This window comes from Corynebacterium segmentosum, from assembly GCF_900637825.1.
Lineage (GTDB): Bacteria > Actinomycetota > Actinomycetes > Mycobacteriales > Mycobacteriaceae > Corynebacterium > Corynebacterium accolens.
In genome coordinates this window covers 1,724,098-1,741,854 of sequence record NZ_LR134408.1, presented here as the reverse complement: position 1 = coordinate 1,741,854, position 17,757 = coordinate 1,724,098, and the positions used below count along the sequence as shown (strand labels likewise).

14 protein-coding genes and 1 tRNA gene are annotated in these 17,757 nt (G+C 59.0%); 11 read left to right on the top strand and 4 right to left on the bottom strand.

Translation table 11 applies throughout. The annotated features are described in order from the left end of the window. Positions 1-49: 49 nt before the first annotated feature. Positions 50-1,396, bottom strand: coding sequence for an MFS transporter (locus EL217_RS08300; protein WP_126319524.1), 1,347 nt, complete (start codon positions 1,394-1,396; stop codon positions 50-52). A 425-nt stretch (positions 1,397-1,821) separates the two neighbouring features. On the opposite strand from EL217_RS08300, the gene EL217_RS08295 reads away from it, so the two are divergent. The 4 genes from EL217_RS08295 (at position 1,822) to EL217_RS08280 (ending at position 6,394) form a co-directional block, all read left to right on the top strand. Then, positions 1,822-3,378: a pyruvate carboxylase gene (locus EL217_RS08295; RefSeq protein ID WP_005278129.1), complete on the top strand. Its 1,557-nt coding sequence runs from the start codon at positions 1,822-1,824 to the stop codon at positions 3,376-3,378. A 2-nt stretch (positions 3,379-3,380) separates the two neighbouring features. Continuing rightward, positions 3,381-3,932 carry an acetyl-CoA carboxylase biotin carboxyl carrier protein gene (gene accB, locus EL217_RS08290; RefSeq protein ID WP_023030417.1) on the top strand — a complete coding sequence of 184 codons (552 nt, stop codon included), beginning with the start codon at positions 3,381-3,383 and terminating at the stop codon, positions 3,930-3,932. Between the two features lie 17 nt (positions 3,933-3,949). Continuing rightward, entirely contained in the window at positions 3,950-5,326 is a 1,377-nt protein-coding gene (gene accC, locus EL217_RS08285; RefSeq protein ID WP_126319522.1) for an acetyl-CoA carboxylase biotin carboxylase subunit, read from the top strand. Between the two features lie 144 nt (positions 5,327-5,470). After that, positions 5,471-6,394 (top strand): DMT family transporter, encoded by a 924-nt coding sequence (locus EL217_RS08280; protein WP_023017154.1) that lies wholly within the window; start codon positions 5,471-5,473, stop codon positions 6,392-6,394. 76 nt (positions 6,395-6,470) lie between these two features. Here the strand turns inward: EL217_RS08280 and EL217_RS08275 are convergent, their stop codons facing one another. Continuing rightward, entirely contained in the window at positions 6,471-7,523 is a 1,053-nt protein-coding gene (locus tag EL217_RS08275; RefSeq protein WP_126319520.1) for a PDR/VanB family oxidoreductase, read from the bottom strand. A gap of 404 nt (positions 7,524-7,927) precedes the next feature. Between EL217_RS08275 and EL217_RS08270 the strand changes: the two genes are divergently transcribed. From EL217_RS08270 to EL217_RS08255, 4 genes are all read left to right on the top strand, one after another. Then, a complete protein-coding gene (locus EL217_RS08270; RefSeq protein ID WP_232018247.1) occupies positions 7,928-9,286 on the top strand; it encodes an oxygenase MpaB family protein in 1,359 nt (452 codons plus the stop codon). 55 nt (positions 9,287-9,341) lie between these two features. Beyond that, complete coding sequence (locus EL217_RS08265; protein WP_023030420.1) at positions 9,342-10,718, top strand: oxygenase MpaB family protein; 1,377 nt, start codon at positions 9,342-9,344, stop codon at positions 10,716-10,718. 33 nt (positions 10,719-10,751) lie between these two features. Then, complete coding sequence (locus tag EL217_RS08260; protein ID WP_126319518.1) at positions 10,752-11,957, top strand: oxygenase MpaB family protein; 1,206 nt, start codon at positions 10,752-10,754, stop codon at positions 11,955-11,957. Between the two features lie 124 nt (positions 11,958-12,081). Next, complete coding sequence (locus EL217_RS08255; RefSeq protein ID WP_126319516.1) at positions 12,082-13,455, top strand: NAD-dependent succinate-semialdehyde dehydrogenase; 1,374 nt, start codon at positions 12,082-12,084, stop codon at positions 13,453-13,455. A 206-nt stretch (positions 13,456-13,661) separates the two neighbouring features. Here EL217_RS08255 and EL217_RS08250 read toward each other — a convergent pair. Next, positions 13,662-13,734: transfer RNA gene (locus tag EL217_RS08250), tRNA-Asn, on the bottom strand. A 251-nt stretch (positions 13,735-13,985) separates the two neighbouring features. Between EL217_RS08250 and EL217_RS08245 the strand changes: the two genes are divergently transcribed. The 3 genes from EL217_RS08245 to EL217_RS08235 all read left to right on the top strand — a co-directional run bounded on the left by EL217_RS08245 (position 13,986) and on the right by EL217_RS08235 (position 16,313). Next, complete coding sequence (locus EL217_RS08245; protein ID WP_232018243.1) at positions 13,986-14,702, top strand: 6-carboxyhexanoate--CoA ligase; 717 nt, start codon at positions 13,986-13,988, stop codon at positions 14,700-14,702. After that, positions 14,699-15,868 carry an aminotransferase class I/II-fold pyridoxal phosphate-dependent enzyme gene (locus EL217_RS08240; RefSeq protein ID WP_126319514.1) on the top strand — a complete coding sequence of 390 codons (1,170 nt, stop codon included), beginning with the start codon at positions 14,699-14,701 and terminating at the stop codon, positions 15,866-15,868. Before EL217_RS08245 ends, EL217_RS08240 begins: the two co-directional genes overlap by 4 nt. A 61-nt stretch (positions 15,869-15,929) precedes the next feature. Beyond that, complete coding sequence (locus EL217_RS08235; protein WP_126319512.1) at positions 15,930-16,313, top strand: hypothetical protein; 384 nt, start codon at positions 15,930-15,932, stop codon at positions 16,311-16,313. Between the two features lie 339 nt (positions 16,314-16,652). On the opposite strand, the gene EL217_RS08230 is transcribed toward EL217_RS08235, so the two are convergent. After that, on the bottom strand, positions 16,653-17,720 hold the full coding sequence (locus tag EL217_RS08230) for a Wadjet anti-phage system protein JetD domain-containing protein (protein ID WP_232018241.1): 1,068 nt from the start codon (positions 17,718-17,720) through the stop codon (positions 16,653-16,655). Between the last annotated feature and the right edge of the window lie 37 nt (positions 17,721-17,757).

Genomic DNA, 17,757 nt, shown 5'->3' with positions numbered 1-17,757 from the left:
GCTTCCTGGGAAAGCCTGGGAAGCGGCGATTTAGTGTTTCGCGGGTGGATTAGACATCGCGCAGGTCCACGCCCTTGGTTTCAGGCAGGATGTACATGCTGACAAGTGTCAGGATGCACAGTGCGACGACGTAGAAGCCAGAAGCCCAGGTAAGGCCGTGGGCTACGAACCACTGGTAGATATACGGTGCGGTACCGCCGAAGACGGCGACAGACAGCGAGTAGGCCAAGCCGATGCTGCGGGTGCGCTGGGCGGTGGGGAAGACCTCGGACATGATGGAGGACAGCAGCGCACCTCCGGCGGCGACGATGACTACGCCGACGGTGGAGGCCACCAGCAGGGTCCATGGGCGATCATCGATGAAGTTCATCAGCGGGATCTGCAGGATGGCTAGGCCGATGGCGCAGATATAAATGACGGGTTTGCGGCCGATCTTATCGGACAGGCTGCCCCACAGCGGGAGGGCGATGAGACCCGCAGTCTGTGCGGCCACGGTGACCCAATAAGCACCCTGAGTGGACATCCCCTCGTGGCTAATGGCGTAGGTGGAAACATAGGAGGTCCACGTGTAGTGCGAGGCCGTAACGCCGGAGACCATACCCACGACGAGCAAGATATTCTGCCATGCCGGGCGAACAACTGAGGCCGGCTTTTGAGAATTTACGGACTTCTTGGTGCGCTTCGGGGCCTCAACGGTGGGCTCGGCGCTATCGATCTCCTGGAAGTGATCGGATTCCTTCATGTGGCGGCGCAGGTACAGCGCGACCAACGCTGCGGCGGCACCCAAGAGGAACGGGATGCGCCAGCCCCACGCGCCAATCTGCTCGTCCGTCAGGACCAGCGAAATGCCGCCGCCTAAGACGTAGGCGATGACCGAGCCGCCGAAGATGGAAACATAGACCATGGAACCCCAGCGGCCGCGGTGGGCATTCGGGGCGATCTCAGGGATGTAGCTATTGGCGGCTGCGGATTCACCACCGTGTGCAAAGCCCTGCAGCACGCGGATGAAGAGCAGGCCGACAGAAGCCCAGATACCAATGGATTCGTAGGTGGGCAGCAAGCCGATGAGGACCGAGGCACTAGCCATCATGATGATGGTGGTCATCAAGACGGTCTTGCGGCCGCGCTGGTCGGCGATGCGGCCAAAGATGATGCCGCCCAGCGGGCGGACCAAGAAGCCGACGGCGAAGACACCGAAGGTGGCAAGCAGTGCGGAGGCGGTATCGCCCTTGTCAAACATCGCCGCGGCGATGAACGGGGCGAAGACTGCATAGGAGCTCCATTCGTACCATTCCAGGACCTGGCCGGTCAGGCTGGCTGCAAGGGATTTGCGGTCGGTTTTTGTCGCGCCCGATGACTTAGTGGGCGTGGGGCTCGGCGGGGCGGTAGAAGTCATTGTTCCTCCTAGGTGTGGGTCCGAAATATTGAGGAAGATATTACGCACATCACACTTCGCTTAGGCCGCGATGTAAGCCACGAAAAGCGCAGCGCGGCTGGGGAAGATTTAGTTACTGGCTAGAAACTGCATGTCGTCCACCACTTTTCGGGGGAAAGGTCCATAAAAATTCGCTGTTCGCTAGGTGAACTATAGTGCGCACTGTGACCCCGTATAGGGGTATTTGTATAAATTCTTTGCCGTAACGAGCTTGGAATTCGCAGGAAAAGGTCATTTTTGGCCGGAATTCCGGCGCTGAAAATTTAGGTGTGGTGTAGCGTGTGAGCCACGACACGGAAGGTTTTCGAAGAGTCTTGAACCACCAAAGTGAACCATCACTGTGAACCAACCGAGTCTTTCCGGAGCCACACCCTAAGGAGGGATTTATGACTGCTCTTAGTCCCGAGGAACTAAGCACAGAAGGCCTCGCCGAAATCATGGCCGCGGGCGGACGCCCGGCCGATAGCGAGCGCAAGATCAACATCATCGATACCACCCTGCGTGATGCGCACCAGAGCATTTGGGCCACCCGCATGACCACGAGCCACATCTTGTCGCTGTTGGATGACATCACCAACGCTGGCTTCGAGCACGTGGACTTGGTCGCGCCCATCCAGTTCGACGTATCCGTGCGCTACCTCAAGGAAGACCCGTGGGAGCGCGTTCGCCTCGTCCACGAGAACGCCGCGCCGGGCACCAAGTTCCGCGCGCTTATTCGTTCCAAGAACCTGGCTTCCTTCGACTTCCTGCCGGATGATGCCATCTTGAACTGGACCGAGCGACTCTACGCCAATGGCTTCCGTGTGATCGGCTCCTTCGATGGCTTGAATGACATCGACAACATCGACCAGGGCCTCAAGCTGGCCAAGGAACTTGGTGCGGAAACCTTCGGCGCATTGTCTTACTGCTTGAGCCCGGTGCACACCGATGACTTGTACAAGCGGAAGGCCACGGAGCTGCTCGAGCGCACCGATGTGGACCGCATCATGCTAAAGGACGCCGGTGGTCTGCTTACTCCGGACCGTTTGAAGACCCTCATCCCGGCGATCCGCAGCTCCATCGGTGACGTACCGCTCGAGGTACACACCCACTCGCTGACCGGACTGTCCCCGCTGACCTATCTCTACGCAGCGGAATTGGGCGTGGATTCTATCCACACCTCCATCGCTCCGCTGGCCAATGGCCCGGGACAGCCAGCCACCCAGGCCGTGGTGCGCGATCTTCGCGCACTGGGCTACACGGTGGACGTTGACGATGAGCGCATCGATTCCGCCAGCGAGCGCATTCAGGAAATCGCCGATACGGAAGATAAGCCAGTAGGCGTTCCGCGCGCATTCGATGGCCTGCACTACATGCACCAACTACCCGGCGGCATGCTTACCAACTTCGAATCCCAGCTGGAAACCGCTGGGTTGGGTGACCGCTTCGAAGAGCTGCTGTACGAGGTCGCACGCGTGCGCGAAGAGCTCGCATACCCCATCATGATTACGCCGTTCGCCCAGTTCGTGGGCACCCAGGCCGTCATGAACGTGATGACCGGTGACCGTTACTCCGTGGTCCCGAACGAGATTAAGAAGTACGCCTTGGGCTACTACGGCGAGCCACTCGCCCCGCTGGACCCAGACGTGCTGGAGAAGATCATGGCCAACGGTTCCTCTGAAATCACGGAGGAAATCCCAGAGCTCAAGCCGGTTCTGCCGGACCTGAAGAAGGCTCACCCGGACGAGGATATCGACACCCTGTTGCTGCGCGTGATGTTCGCTGGCAGCCAGGTCGATGAGATGAAGCGCTTTGTGGCCGAAGGCCGCGGCGGCGAGGGCGAAGGCGTCAAGGGTGGCGTCCTTACCTCCCTGGTACAGCAAATCTACGACTCTTCCGATACCACCGACTTCCACCTCAAGACTTCCGATTTGGAAATCAACCTCACCAAAGGAGAAAAGTAACCATGACTGATTCCACCAACTTGCACGACCTGAAGTCCCTGCTGAAGTGGGCCAACCTTTCTGATGACATTCAAGAGCTGCAGATTAAGTACGGTGACGTCGAGCTCGCGATGTCCCGCACCCCAGGTGGCCTGAACCGCCCGGCACCGGCTCCGGAAGCCGCTCCGGCCGCAGCTCCAGCTACCGCACCAGCACAGGAGGCCGCACCGGCTTCCGCTCCGGCCGCTGAGCCTGAGTCCAAGCCTGCTCCGGCGCAGGAGAAAGCACCGAAGGAAGAACCAAAGACCTCCGGTTCCGGTGAGCCGTCCGCAGAGGGCGAGACCGTGAAGGCTCCCATGGTCGGTACCTTCTACGCCGCTCCGAAGCCGGGCGCAGATCCCTTCGTCAAGGTTGGTGACGAGGTTGAGGTTGGCCAGGTACTGTGCATCGTTGAGGTTATGAAGCTGATGAACAACATCGAGTCCAAGGTTGCCGGCACCGTGAAGGAAATCCTCGTTGATAATGAGGACGCCGTGGAGCACGGCCAGCCCATCATGGTCATCCAGCCGAAGTAATCGATCTGGAGGAAAATATGTCAGATCTATTAGGTAGCGTGCTCATTGCTAACCGCGGTGAGATTGCGCTTCGCATCATTCGCGCCTGCAAGGAATTGGGCATCAAGTCCATCCTTACTTATTCCGAAGGCGATAAGGACTCCTTGCCGGTAAAACTCGCTGATCAAGCAGTGTGCATCGGCCCGGCGAATGTTTCCAAGAGCTACAACAGCCCCGAGCTGGTCATCTCCGCAGCCATGGCGTATAAGGCGGATGCCATTCACCCAGGCTACGGCTTCTTGTCCGAAAAGCCGGACTTCGTCCGCATGGTGGAAGAAGAAGAGATCGGCTTTGTTGGTCCTTCGGCTGAGCACATCGGCTTGATGGGTGACAAGATCGCGGCCAAGCGCATCGCCAAGTCCGCCGGCGTTCCCACCGTTCCGGGCTCCGACGGCGTGGTCACCGAGTTCGATGAGGCGCTTGAGGTTGCCCATAACACCGGTTTTCCGCTGCTGATTAAGGCGGCCGCCGGCGGTGGTGGACGCGGTATGCGTGTCGTGGAATCCGAGGACACGCTGGAAAAGGACCTCAACGAGATCATGAACGAGGCAGAGTCCGCGTTCAATGACCCGTCGGTCTACATCGAGCGCTTCTTGACGGATATCCGCCACATTGAGATCCAGGTGCTGGCCGATGGCGAAAATGCCGTCGCCCTGGGCGAGCGCGACTGCACCTCGCAGCGCCGCAACCAGAAGCTCATTGAGGAAGGCCCTTCGCCGGTGCTGACTGATGAGCTGCGCCAGGAAATGCAGGAAGCCGCGATTAACCTGTGTAAAGAGGTGAAGTACAAAAACGCCGGAACCATCGAGTTCGTCTTCGATAACACCGAAGATAAGTTCTACTTCATCGAGATGAATACCCGCATCCAGGTGGAGCACCCGGTTACGGAGATGATCACCGGTGTGGACCTCATCAAGGAGCAGCTGCGCATTGCCTCTGGGCAGAAGCTATCCATTACCCAGGATGATGTCGAGATTCGTGGCCACGCCATCGAGTGCCGCATCAACGCCGAGGATCCGAACCAGAACTTCGCGCCGCGGCCAGGCAAGATCGAGCACTACCGCGTGCCAGGTGGCTTCGGTGTGCGCATGGATACCCACATCGAAACGGGCTACACCATCCCGCCGTTCTATGACTCCATGGTGGGCAAGCTCATCGTGTGGGCAGAAGACCGTGACGAGGCCATTACCCGCATGCTGTGCGCCATCGACGAGCTGCAGGTAGAAGGCGTTGTCACCACGGCGCCATTCCAGGCCATGCTGCTTGATAGCGAAAAGTTCCGCAGCGGCGAGTTCAATACTGGTTATGTTGCCAAGCTGCTGGAAGGTACCGATTCCATCCCTACGGATGACTAAACTCGGCTCCTTCTAGCGAGAGAGTGCAGGTTCCGCTTTTGCCGGCCTGCACTCTTTTGCATTTTAACGCTCTACAATTACATCTCTATGTCACGCCTGGTTCCAGGCTTTGTTTAGTCCCATACGTGTGGGGAAGGAAAAACAATGTTGGTTATTGCCGCCATGCTGGTCGGCGCCATCGTGCCGGCGCAAACGGCCATTAATACTCGTCTGCGCGAGTCCGTGGGCTCACCCATCGCCGCCGGGTTCTTCTCCTTCATTATCGGCTTTGCTGTCTCCGCCATCCTCGCGCTGATAGTCACCGGTGACGCGATACCGGACCTGGCGCTGGCGGCCGCGCAACCGTGGTGGGTGTGGCTCGGCGGCTTTATGGGCGTGGCCTTCATCGTGGGAAATATCCTGCTCTTCCCGCGCATCGGCAGCGTAGAAACCGTCATCCTGCCCATCCTGGGACAGGTGACGATGGGCCTTATTTATGATCTGACCGGCCTCTTTGAATCCCCCTTGGTCCCCGTCGGCCCGCTGCGCATCCTCGGCGCCCTCATCGTGGTGGGTGGCATCGCCTTGGTGCTAGAAATCGGCCGGGGCGCTGCCACCACGCGCGCGCAAGCCACCGGGCTTTCGCTGTGGCTGTGGCGGGTTTTCGGCGTGCTCATTGGCATGGGCTCTGCCACCCAAACCGCCGTTAACGGCTACCTGGGAGGCGCGTTGCACAGCCCCATGCCCGCCAGCGTCATTTCCTTGGGCGTCGGCGTGATCCTGTTGGCCCTGCTCACCGTAGGCTGGAAGGCGCCCCGCCGCGCCCTTTTGAGCGGCATCGCCCCAGGTCCCTGGTGGATGTGGCTCGGCGGTGTGCTCGGCGCGCTCTTTGTGGTGGGCGGCGCGACGCTGTCGCCCATGATCGGCACCGGCACGACGGTCATCGGCTCGCTGGTGGGCTCAATCATTTGCGGCCAGGTCATTGAATCGCTGGGCTGGGGCAATGCCAAGCGCGGCCTGCCGCCGGTCCACCGCATCATCGGCTTGGTCTTGGTCATCATCGGCGTGATTATGGTGCGCGCCCTTTAGAGCTGTGCCGCGCTTGCCGATGCCCCCTTCATTCCCCCTTCGCTCCCACTCCCGGCCAGGGTGGGGGAGCGAAGGGTTATTGCCGCCAGCGCTTTAAGGTGAGCTTGGGGCTTAGTGCGCGGGAGACGCATGGCGCGAAGGCGCCCTCGGCATACATTTGCGCGTCATAGACGGAATCGCGGTGATCTGGTTCGCCCTCGACCACGCGCATCAGGCAGGTGCTGCACGTGCCTCCCAGGCAGCGCGATTTTACGGGTAGATCGAGATCCTCGAGGACCTCTAGGACCGTCTTATTCTCTGGGATTTGTACCGTCTCGCCGCAAAATTCCACCTCGAACGCTCCGTCGCCGGCCCCGGCGTTTTTCTCACCGGACAGTGCTTTGAGATCGGGGTGGAAGTTCTCCCAGTGGAAGGCGTGCTCGGGCAAGTAGTCGAGCGCGATTTCTTTCGCAGAATCCATAAAGCCTTGCGGGCCGCAGACATAAAAGGCCGTCTCCTTTGGCGCCTGCCCCAGCAGGTGCCGGTAGATATCTGCCTGTTTGTCGCGCGGGCGGCCAAAGACCTCGATGAGCTTATCGCCGCAGGTCTCGCGCAATTGCTCGAGCAGTACCGCGTGGTGGCTATCGCGCGCGAAAAAGAGCACGATATACGGCTTGTTCTCCCGCTCGAGGGATTGGGCCATAGAGAGCATGGGGGTAATGCCCACGCCGGCACCAACTAGGACGTAGTAGCCGGCGTTTGCCACGAGCTCGAAGTTATTGAATGCCTGCGAAATCTTAAAGGTATCCCCGCGGCGCAGTTTGAACATCGCAATCGAGCCGCCCGTGGAGTCTTCCTCCCGCTTTACCGCGACGCCATACGTTGGCCGTTCCTGTTGTCCGGCGGCAGGGGAGGAGGTGTTGATCAGCTCAAAAACCGAGTACTGGCGGGTAAGCATCTCACCGTTAGCTCCCGGGAGGGTGATATCGACGTGGCAGCCGGGGGAGTAATCCGTGAGCTGCGAATCACCGTCCAGTGAAAACTCGATGACCGCAAGGTCTTCCGCTACAGCGGTGATATTGTGCACCGTGGCGGTGGTGGAGGGGGCATCGGCAAGCTGGGGCGCGGGTTGAGAAGGAGAACTTGGCATAGGGGTGAATAGACCTCACTTTCGTGACTGTAGTTCAGTGCCAATCCACTGTATGTAATGCACGTCATGGTACAGCCTGTAGCGAGATACACGTTACATATGCGTTCGCATAGCGGACAGGTGTGCGCCTAGTACACCTATATGGGGTGAGTAGGTGGAAGGCTTGCAAAATCTGCCAAGATGGTCATTTTTGCTATTTGCGCAGGAGGGGATAGGTGCTGTGAAGGTGGGCGTAGTGGCGGCGTTGGGGACCAGAAATTTTCCAGAAAATTGGATTCAAAATTCATTGCAGTTGCGAGCAAGGTCTCTATAGGCTTACGGGCACAGCTAAATGGTGAACTACACCACATAAACAGAAAATGTGTGTGGTGCGGCACCAAGATTGGAAAGGTTGTTTACTCCCCATGACTGCTCCTACTGATACTCGGACGGAACCGAAGGTTCTGCCCATGTCCGATAATCCCTATGAGGATTTCCGCTATTTCTACCGCGATGGCATGGACCTGCGCCCGGCGCCGAAGCGCCGCGTGGACAAACCCGGCTGGTCCACCCTGCGCCACAATATTTTTGACCACTGGCACACCGTTCATGACGAGTGGGAAGGCTACGACACCCAGCAGACTCGTTTGCTCGATGATCACATGTGGCAAACCGATGAACTGGGTGCCGCGTTGGCAGAATCCTTCCGCCGCGATGGCGCGAAGGAATCGCGCGCAAAGTTCGAGCAGGCGCTGAATGAAGGAATCGAGACCGTCGAGGATCCATCGCCTGAATTGGTTGCCTTCTTCGAGCAGGTCGATAACATCCCAGACTGGATCGACCTTGAAGCCGCCGAGCGCGGGCGCGTTGCCTACTACAACGCCACCCCGAGCGCGGATCTTCTCACCTTCAACTTTGGCTACTGGGCCACCACCATGGAAGACCGCACCTCTGCGGCCACCGGTGAGACGGGCATGTTTGAGTTCAAGGCCATGCAGCGCGCGCTGGAGACATCCAAGTTCTTTGTGGACCTGGGCAAGCAAGACGTCTTCGACCGCTTCGGAGAAGGCCGCAAGGCCGCAGTCCACGTCCGCTTGCTGCACGCCCAGGCCAACCGCGGGCTGGAAAAGCTTTGGGGCAAGGAGCACTACAACGAATTCGGTCGGCCGATTGGCTCCAGCTTCTTGGTCTCCGGTGAGGGTTGGTTCGCGCTCATGCCACTGGCCATCGACGAGCTTTTCGGGCGCCCGCATTCTGGCCAGGACTGGGACGATGTCGCCCAATACTGGGCATATGTGCTGTACATGATGGGCGGCGAAGAACGCATCATCCCCAAGACCGGCGATGAAATGCGCAAGATGACCGATTTCATTTACGCAAACGGCGGGCGTTCTTCCTCGTACCACCAGCGGGTGGCCACGGCACTGATGTCCATCGTGGAGCAGATGAACCCGGACCTTCCGCTGGAAATGTTGGGTTCGCTGGCCACGCTGGTGGGAGAAGAAGACACCAAGTTCATGGTGGAAGGAACCCGCTGGGCCGATATGGACTTTTCCCAAGCGGCCAAAGACTTCGAAGCCAAGGCGCGCGCGGAGGCAAAGGAAGCCCGCGAAGCCGATGAAAAACCTGGCGCGGAGGAGTACAAGAAGCACAACGCAGCGCAAGGTCGCCCCCTTTGGATCAATGCCTTAGAGGAAGTGCAAGAGCACATCAACAACCATGAGCCAGACGTCAAGGCCGAGTGGACCCTGCACGATGACTCCAAGGAAGCCCGCCGGAACTAGCCGCTGCGCCCACAGCTAGTTATCAAGGCCTAATAATAAGGAAGGGAATGAAATAATGACTGCTCCCACAGATACGTCTGAGGCTGCCAACACGTCGCAGGTGGAACCAAAGGTTCTGCCCATGTCCGATAATCCCTATGAGGATTTCCGCTACTTCTACCGCGATGGCATGGACCTGCGCCCGGCGCCGAAGCGCCGCACTGCGGCCCCAGGCTGGTCGGAGTTGCGGCACAACATTTTCGATTCCTGGCACACCGTCGAAGATGAATGGGCAGGTTACGATAGCCTGCAGACCAAGCTTCTTGATGACCACATGTGGCAGACCGATGAGACCGGTGAAAAGCTGGCTGAGGCCTTCCGCCGCGACGGTGCCAAGGAATCGCGCGCCAAGTTTGAGCAGGCGCTCAACCACGGCATCGAAACGGTAGAGGACCCTGCGCCGGAGCTGGTGGACTTTTTTAAAGAGGTAGACCGCATTCCGGAGTGGCTGGATCTTGAGGCCGCAGAGCGCGGCCGCGTGGCCTACTACAACGTCACGCGCACCTCAGAGGTTCTGGCCATCGCCTTTGCATACTGGGCCACCACGATGGAGGACCGCACATCGGCGGCCACGGGCGAGACCGGCATGTTCGAGTTCAAGGCCATGCAGCGCTCCATTGAAACGGCGCAATTCTTCACGGATTTGGGCAAGAAGGACGTCTTCGACCGCTTCGGTGAAGGCCGCAAGGCCGCCGTGCGCGTGCGCCTGCTGCATTCCCAAGCTAATCGCGGCTTGGAGAAGATGTGGGGCAAGGAGCACTACAACGAATTCGGCCGGCCAATTGGCTCCAGCTTCCTGGTCTCCGGTGAGGGCTGGTTCGGGATGATGCCACTGGCCATCGACGAGCGCTTTGGCCGCCCCCACTCCGGCCAGGACTGGGACGATGTGGCCCAGTACTGGGGATACATCCTTTATATGATGGGGGCCGAAGAGCGCCTCATCCCCAAGACTGGCGATGAAATGCGCAAGATGACGGATTTCATCTACGCCAATGGCGGGTATTCCTCCACCTACCACGAGCGCGTGGCCACCGCCTTGATGAGCATTCTAGAAACCATCCACCCGTTGGTCCCCAAGATGGCGCTTGGTGCGCTGACCACCATTTGCGGCGTGGAAGATACGAAATTCATGGTTAAGGGCACGCGCTGGGAAAAGGTGAACTACAAGCCGTGGGCCGTCCTGTATCGGGGTGCCGCGCGCGCAGAAGCCAAGGTTGCCCGCCTGCGGGACAAGCTGCCGGGTGCGCAAAAGGCAAAGATTAAGCGCGCCAATAAGAATAAGCCGCCATGGTCCGATGTCACCGCGGTGATTAAGGCGCACATCGCGAAAAACGAGCCCGAGACCAAGTCCGATTACACGCTGCACGATGACTCTAAAGAAGCTCGCAGCTAACCCATCCCCATAACATTCCCTGAGGAGAACACCATGACTAACACTATGTCCCTAGGCACCGTCGGCGAGTGGCCTGCCGGCCGCGGCGATAAGGATGAATTTATCGCCACCTTTGGCCAAGAGCGCGCGGACCGCTATCACGAGGCTTTTTGGAAGATGGACCCGGTGGCCGATGCGCTTTTTACCAGCGGCCACACGGTCAAGGAAATCATGCCTAACCTGCGCGATGCCCTTGCCCGCGGCACCGCCAACGAGGACACCTTCCCCGAGGTTGCCGCCCTTATTGAGGACATGACCAAGGCACTTGACGGCATCGACGCCGAAAAGCTGGAGCGCGGCCGCCGCGTCTACCTGTCCATCCCGCCGCTCAGCCACGGCCTGGCGTTGGGCCCGGGCTCGCTGGTCCACACCTATTCCACCCCGGCGATTGCAGACTTGCTGGTCAATACCGGTGAGCTTACCGATGGCGCCGTCAAGCGCCTTGCCTACACCACCAACTGGACCTATTCGCTCTACCTGCCGGATGCGCTGCAGCCCGGCGGCGAGGGCTTCATTCACACCGGCATGGTGCGCGCCATCCACGCCCACGTGCGGCGCGTGCACACCCGCAAGGAGCTGGACTACTCCCACTACGGCGCGCCGATCAGCGAGTTCGACATGCTGCGCACCTGGTTCGATTTCACCTACATTCCGTACTCTGGCCTGCGCAATATGGGCTGGAAGCTCACCGCGGAAGAAGAAAAAGACGCGTTCTACCTGTGGAAGATTGCCGGGCGCATGCTGGGCATTTCCGCGGACCTTTTCGAAGGCGAAGATGGGGTAGAGGCCTCCCAGGAGACCATGGACGCCATCCACACCGTCGACGGTGAGATCAACGAATCGGCCCGCAAGCTTGTCGATGCCCTCATGGACGGCTTCGTCGTCAACGCCAAGGAGCTCACGGGCATGCCCGATGACACCCTAGCGGACTGGACCGCCGCGCACGTGCGCATCATTCACGGCGATGAGATCGCCGATGCCTGCGGCGTGGCCGACTCCGTCATGCGCCCCATCCTGCAAATGGAGGCACCGCTGGTGCAGGAGCGCTTTGACCTCCTCCGCCAAGATCCGGAGGCGCTCGAGGCGGAAATCCAGAAGAACGAGGAGGCGGTGCGCCAGATGCTCACCCGCGATGCCACCTATATGAAGCAGGATGAGGGCATCAAGATGAAGGATGGCTCGGTCGTCGCGGCCTCCTAAACCAAATTACCCACATTCATGGGTGACACGTCACTAGAACTTTAAGTACTCTTGTGGCAGGCGCACACAGATTGTGTTCGCCGCCACATTAGTTCCAAGAATCCACTTAGAAAGGGATCCAATAATGTCCAAGGATTTTGCGGTAACTAACCCCGCTACCAATGAAGTAGTAGAGAAATTCGACACCTTTAGCGATGAGCAGATTCAAGAGGTTCTGGCTAAGTCCAACGAGGCTTTCCAGACCTGGCGCGAGACCCCAATTGAGGAGCGCGCCAAGATTGTGTCCCGCGCAGCGGAGCTTTTTAAGGAGCGCAAGGGCGAGCTGGCCAAGATTGCCGCACAGGAGATGGGTAAGTCCACCCCAGAAGGCGAGTGGGAAATTAACTTCTCCGGCGACATCCTGCAGTTCTACGCAGACAACGCCCCAGAGCACAACAAGGACCAGCCGGTTGACGTGCCCGGCGGCAAGGCCACCCTCCGCCGTCTGCCCATTGGTACCCTGCTGGGCATCATGCCGTGGAACTACCCCTTCTACCAGGTCGCCCGCTTCGCCGGACCGAACCTGATGAACGGCAACTGCATCATCTTGAAGCACGCCGAAATTACCCCGAAGTCCGCTGCAATCATCGAGGAGATCTTCCGCGAGGCTGGCCTGCCAGAGGGCGTGTACATCAACGTATACGCCGACCACAAGCAGATTGAAGAGATCATCGGGGACAAGCGCGTCCAGGGCGTATCCCTGACCGGTTCCGAGCGCGCCGGTGCCGCTGTGGCTGAGATCGCCGGCCGCAACCTGAAGAAGGTTGTGCTGGAGCTTGGCAGCACCGACCCCTACATCATTCTGGACGCAGCCGATGTCACCAAGGCTGCCGAGGAAGCTTGGGTCAAGCGCATCGAGAACGTCGGCCAGGCTTGCACCTCCAACAAGCGCATTATCGTCATGGAAGACATCTACGATGAGTTCGTCGATGAAATGGTCCGCATTGCTGAGGGCATGAAGCAGGCTGACCCAACCCAGCCGGGTGAGAACCAGTACTACCCAATGTCCTCCCGCGAAGCAGCAGAGAACTTGGACAAGCAGGTCAAGAACGCTGTGGACAACGGCGCTAAGGTCCGCACCGGCGGCAATCTGCACGAGACCGCCGCATACTACGAGCCGACCGTGCTTACCGATGTCCCAGTCGGTTCCGACTCCTACTACGAAGAGTTCTTCGGCCCAGTAGCAGAGATCTACAAGGTCTCCTCTGAAAAGGAAGCCGTAGAGCTGGCCAACAACTCCAACTACGGCCTGGGCGGTGCCGTCTTCTCCGATGACACCGAGCGCGCCACCAAGGTTGCTGACCAGATCGAGACCGGCATGATTCACGTCAACCTGGGCCAGTACTTCTCCCCAGTACTGCCGTTCGGTGGCGTCAAGAACTCCGGCTTCGGCCGCGAGCTCTCCGTCTTCGCGCTGGACGAGTTCGTGAACAAGCAGTACCTCTACATCAACGACTAATTACTCGTTGAGGCTCGCTCAGCGCTCCCTGAGCCTGCAGCGAGCGCATAGAGTGGAATAGGAAGGGGCCTAGCCTTGATTGGCTAGGCCCCTTTTCCTGTCCCCGTTGTGCTTAACCCCGACTTTCGGAACCCGGTCTGAATTCAAGGCTGTGTGGTGCATGCGAAAAATCCCGCTCAGCGCGATGCTAGGCGGGATGTACTGTGCTCCTCCAACTGGGCTCGAACCAGTGACCCTTCGATTAACAGTCGAATGCTCTGCCAACTGAGCTATGGAGGAATGTCCATGTTGTACGTCGAACGTGCCGTTCTCTGTGCAACGAGAATTAACTATATAGGCTAACGCCGTTTTCACACAAATCGCCTGGTTAACCGGAAAAATGAGAAGCTCAACGAGGGGCGAGGCGGGAGGCATCGGAAAGCGTATGGCCTGTGTATTCCTGTGTGGGAAGCGCCGCCTGGAGCCTGGCCGAGGTTGGCCAATTTTCTCTTTTCCTGAACACCGTTCAATACGTCCGGTACCCTCAGATTATGACTTATTTCTCAGTGCGAATGCGGTCTGATTCCGCAGGCCAGCACATTTCGGGAGCAGAGCGAATTGTTAGGGAACACGAGGTTCCGGCGGTCTGTGCAGCGTTATCCGAGCGTGCTTTGGCGCACCCGAAGGGAATGGCGGAAAATACCTTCATCACCGTGGAGGCTTTGGCTGAATCCGATATTCTGCACGTCCCTTCCGTAGGGGTAAAAGAAGAAGCGGTGCAATCGCCCTCGCAGGCTAGGGACGTCATCGAGGAACTATTGCGCCCCATGACCGCTTATTCCCAGGTAGTCATTGAAGGGACGTTTACCGCTAGGAATATGCGCGGTGCGATGCTCATTGCGGCCGATACAGGTAAGCGCTGCGAGCCAGACGCACAGCGCGGCGTCCGCGTAAGCCACATGGATGCGTACGGTGCTACAGAGGAAGAATTCAAAGGCAAGGATGCAGCCCGTGAAGCCATCGTTCTGGCGAGCAAGGTTGCCGCGCATCCTGACGTTCTAGCAGAAGTCTGCGTATCTGATGACCCGGCCTATACCACCGGTTACGTCTGCATAGATGACACGTACCACCGCCTTCCACACATTAAGGAACCTGGATCGGATGAGGGGGCACGGGCCTTCATGATCAAACCAGGAGCCGACATCGAAGCGTTGATAGATTATCTGGAAAACCGCGCCGTACTCGTGGATTTTGAGGCAGAACAGTGAACGAGAGCCTAGAGAAAGTCGCATCTGCTCGCCTCGATAAGTGGCGAGAAGACGGCCTGTGGCGCAGCCCTTCGGTCTTTGCAAGTGGGCAAGTCCCGGAAAGCTCCTTGCGGACGGACGCCGGGAAGATGGCCAAAGACGCGGTGCTCTTTAGCTCGTCGAATTACCTGGGCCTGGCAGAGCATCCGGAGATTAAAAGCGCCGTAAAGGACAGCGTTGATCACTACGGCGCAGGCTCAGGCGGCTCGCGTTTGACCACCGGTACGTCTGAATTACACGTTGCGGTAGAAGCCGCTGCGGCCCGGCTGACTGGGTATTCAGACTCGGTATTCTTTGCCACCGGGTACCAAGCCAATCTATCGACGTTGCAGGCCTTAGCCTCGCCCGAACTCACCATTATTTCCGATGCGCGCAACCACGCCAGCATCATCGATGGCTGCCGGCTCGCAAAGGCGAGTGGCGCCTCCCTCGTCGTCACGGCGCACCGCGATACCCGCGCTGTGGAAGATGCCTTGGCTAACAGGACCACCAAGTATGCCTTGGTGGTTACCGATGGCCTCTTTTCCATGGACGGGGTGCTCGCGCCCTTGCCTGAGCTATCGCGATTGGCGCGTGATTACGGCGCCTGGCTTATGGTCGATGATGCTCACTCGTTTGGCACCGTCGGCGACCGCGGCCTTGGCCTGCCAGAATATTTCGGCGTCCAGCCCGATATTCAGCTTATTACCGCTAGTAAGGCGCTTGGTGCAGAAGGCGGGATCGTGGCAACGAGTAAGCCGGTTGCGCAGCTCCTACGGCAACAAGCCCGGTCCTTCGTATTTTCTACCTCGCCCACGCCAGGAACATCGGCCGCCGTGCTCGCTGCGTTAAAGCTCATTGAGTCTGATCCCAGTCTGGTTAACCAACTGCAAGGCAATATTGCTTATTGGCACAACACACGCGGGACTACGCCACAGCAAGGGCCGATTATCCCCGTGCATGTGGGCGATGAGGCCGCCGCGATGGACGCTAGCGCTGCACTGCTTGACCATGGATTTATCGTCCCGGCAATCCGGTGGCCCACTGTTGCACGAGGCGCGGCGATTCTCCGCGTCACCCTCATGGCAACCCATACGCGGGCGCAAATCGATGCTCTCTGCGCAGAACTTGATCAGCTGGGTTTATAACCAAAACGCTCGGTGAGTGCGTTCAAGAACGAGGTTCTCCTCGCTTAGACTGGCAGGCATTATGAGCAGCTTCATTATTGACTATTCGTGGCTCCACGAGCTGGTGCTGTACGGGCGTGACGCCGAGCTGTCCGCTGCAATTACCGGTAACTGGGACATTATTGAAGCCGTGTGGGACTTGGAGGAAAAGCACGCTATAGAAGATGACTCCAGTTTCTTTGGCGGCGATAATTGGACCGCGCGCTTTGTCTCCGGCCTCGATGATGGCGGCCCCTTGGACGTGGGGCTATTGGACGAAGAAGATACTTCAGTAATGCTCGAGCTCTCAGTTACCGGTGACGATGAAGAGACAATGGAGCACGCGCTTATCGATGCCACCGAGACCATCACCTGGCACTTCTCCGACTGGGGTTTTGAAGACATAGAGTGGACTGCGATGCAATGAGAGATAGAGACGCCGCCGCAAGGTTTTACTAGCCGAGGGGCTCAACAGGTAATTTTACTCGCGTTCGTCTTGCTGCTGCGGAGAAAGAGGAATACGGTAACAACTATCAGAGGTGATAGTCCGCTTCGGAGAAGACGGGTTGTTGCTACTAGAAAAGGCGTGGTCACACGCGGTTTGAGGGTTCCTGCCTGGTTGGCGGGGACCCTCGAATAATGTAGGTCGAGGATTTAGTTTGAGCGCGATATCTCTAGAGATTCTAGGCTTGGCCGATAGGAGCGAGACCACGAAACTGGGTTCGCAATGGGTTGCGTCCTCTGATGAGATTGCCCAACCTAGAACCTAGCGTTGAAACGTAGATTGAATCGCGTCAGTGGCATGCGCGAATGGAATCCGTTCTTGTTCAATGCGTAGCTTGCCCTCGGTAAAGAGGAGGCGGGAGGCGCGCTGCTCTTCGGTGGTGAGGTGGCTAAGTATGGCGGAGCCATCACCAGGATCGGGGACCGCGAGGTGGCGGAACTCGGTGACGGTGGCGGTATCCATGAGGAGAGATTCCGTGTGGGGAAAATGGGCGCGCACGCCGTTGAGGATGCTGAAGCCGGCGGCGTCAAGGTCGCCCCAGTAGGTGATTTCGGCATCGTGGAGCCAGTCGAGGGCGTGGAGCTGGCGAGCGGCATTGCCGGCGCCGAGGATGGCGATGGTAGGTGGGGTGGCATCGGAAAGCAGGGGCAGGGCTAGGAAGGTCTGCTTGTTTTCTACGATGAGAACGCGCGGGGGAGCGGTGGGAAAGAGTTGTGCAGCCTGGGAAAGGGGAACCTCGATATCGGACAGCGCTGGGGCGTGGTTGAGGTAGCGCAGGCGCAGGCGGGCGTCGGTGCGGCGCAGCCCCAAATCTGTGATGCCGAAGGGAGATAGCAGCGCGAGTAAAAGGCGGCGGTGGGTGCCTATCCACTTGCCATCCACACCTTCGACCGGAACGGCGCGCTCCCACTCGCCGGAATTCGGATGGGCGCGCAGCCAGGTCAAGCATGGCTTTAAGCAGCGCAGATCGTATGCAGTTAAGTCCTTCCACTGGGGATAGGTGCGGTGCACGGTGTCGGTGAATGCAGGGGAGTCGGGGAAGATCGCGGCGATGTCGTATGCGCGCTGTTGCGCGCGGGAGTATTCGCCGCTGAGGCCTGCGGCCGCGGCGATGCGGGGCGCACCGGTAAGTACCGCGCGGGTGGGAACGGAATTGGTGCCCAGACCCGTGCGGGACCAATTGCGGGATTCGTAGTGGATCTCTTCTTGGTGCGGCCAGCGCTGCCAGGCGCGGATAAACTCCTGGGTGGCGGCGACATTGCGCGCGGCGGTAGCGGCTGTAGGCGGATGAAGCGGCCAGTCGATGCTCAGCGAATCGGAAGTCGACAAAGCCTCCGCAAAGTGGTTGCGCAGGTATTTTTCCGCA

What these genes read in the sequence shown, in the direction of transcription:
- EL217_RS08245 (WP_232018243.1), top strand. Translation starts at nt 13,986, where the DNA reads ATGACTTATTTCTCAGTGCGAATGCGGTCTGATTCCGCAGGCCAGCAC.
- accB (WP_023030417.1), top strand. Translation starts at nt 3,381, where the DNA reads ATGACTGATTCCACCAACTTGCACGACCTGAAGTCCCTGCTGAAGTGG.
- EL217_RS08260 (WP_126319518.1), top strand. Translation starts at nt 10,752, where the DNA reads ATGACTAACACTATGTCCCTAGGCACCGTCGGCGAGTGGCCTGCCGGC.
- EL217_RS08270 (WP_232018247.1), top strand. Translation starts at nt 7,928, where the DNA reads ATGACTGCTCCTACTGATACTCGGACGGAACCGAAGGTTCTGCCCATG.
- accC (WP_126319522.1), top strand. Translation starts at nt 3,950, where the DNA reads ATGTCAGATCTATTAGGTAGCGTGCTCATTGCTAACCGCGGTGAGATT.
- EL217_RS08235 (WP_126319512.1), top strand. Translation starts at nt 15,930, where the DNA reads ATGAGCAGCTTCATTATTGACTATTCGTGGCTCCACGAGCTGGTGCTG.
- EL217_RS08275 (WP_126319520.1), bottom strand. Translation starts at nt 7,523, where the DNA reads ATGCCAAGTTCTCCTTCTCAACCCGCGCCCCAGCTTGCCGATGCCCCC.
- EL217_RS08265 (WP_023030420.1), top strand. Translation starts at nt 9,342, where the DNA reads ATGACTGCTCCCACAGATACGTCTGAGGCTGCCAACACGTCGCAGGTG.
- EL217_RS08300 (WP_126319524.1), bottom strand. Translation starts at nt 1,396, where the DNA reads ATGACTTCTACCGCCCCGCCGAGCCCCACGCCCACTAAGTCATCGGGC.
- EL217_RS08280 (WP_023017154.1), top strand. Translation starts at nt 5,471, where the DNA reads ATGTTGGTTATTGCCGCCATGCTGGTCGGCGCCATCGTGCCGGCGCAA.
- EL217_RS08255 (WP_126319516.1), top strand. Translation starts at nt 12,082, where the DNA reads ATGTCCAAGGATTTTGCGGTAACTAACCCCGCTACCAATGAAGTAGTA.
- EL217_RS08295 (WP_005278129.1), top strand. Translation starts at nt 1,822, where the DNA reads ATGACTGCTCTTAGTCCCGAGGAACTAAGCACAGAAGGCCTCGCCGAA.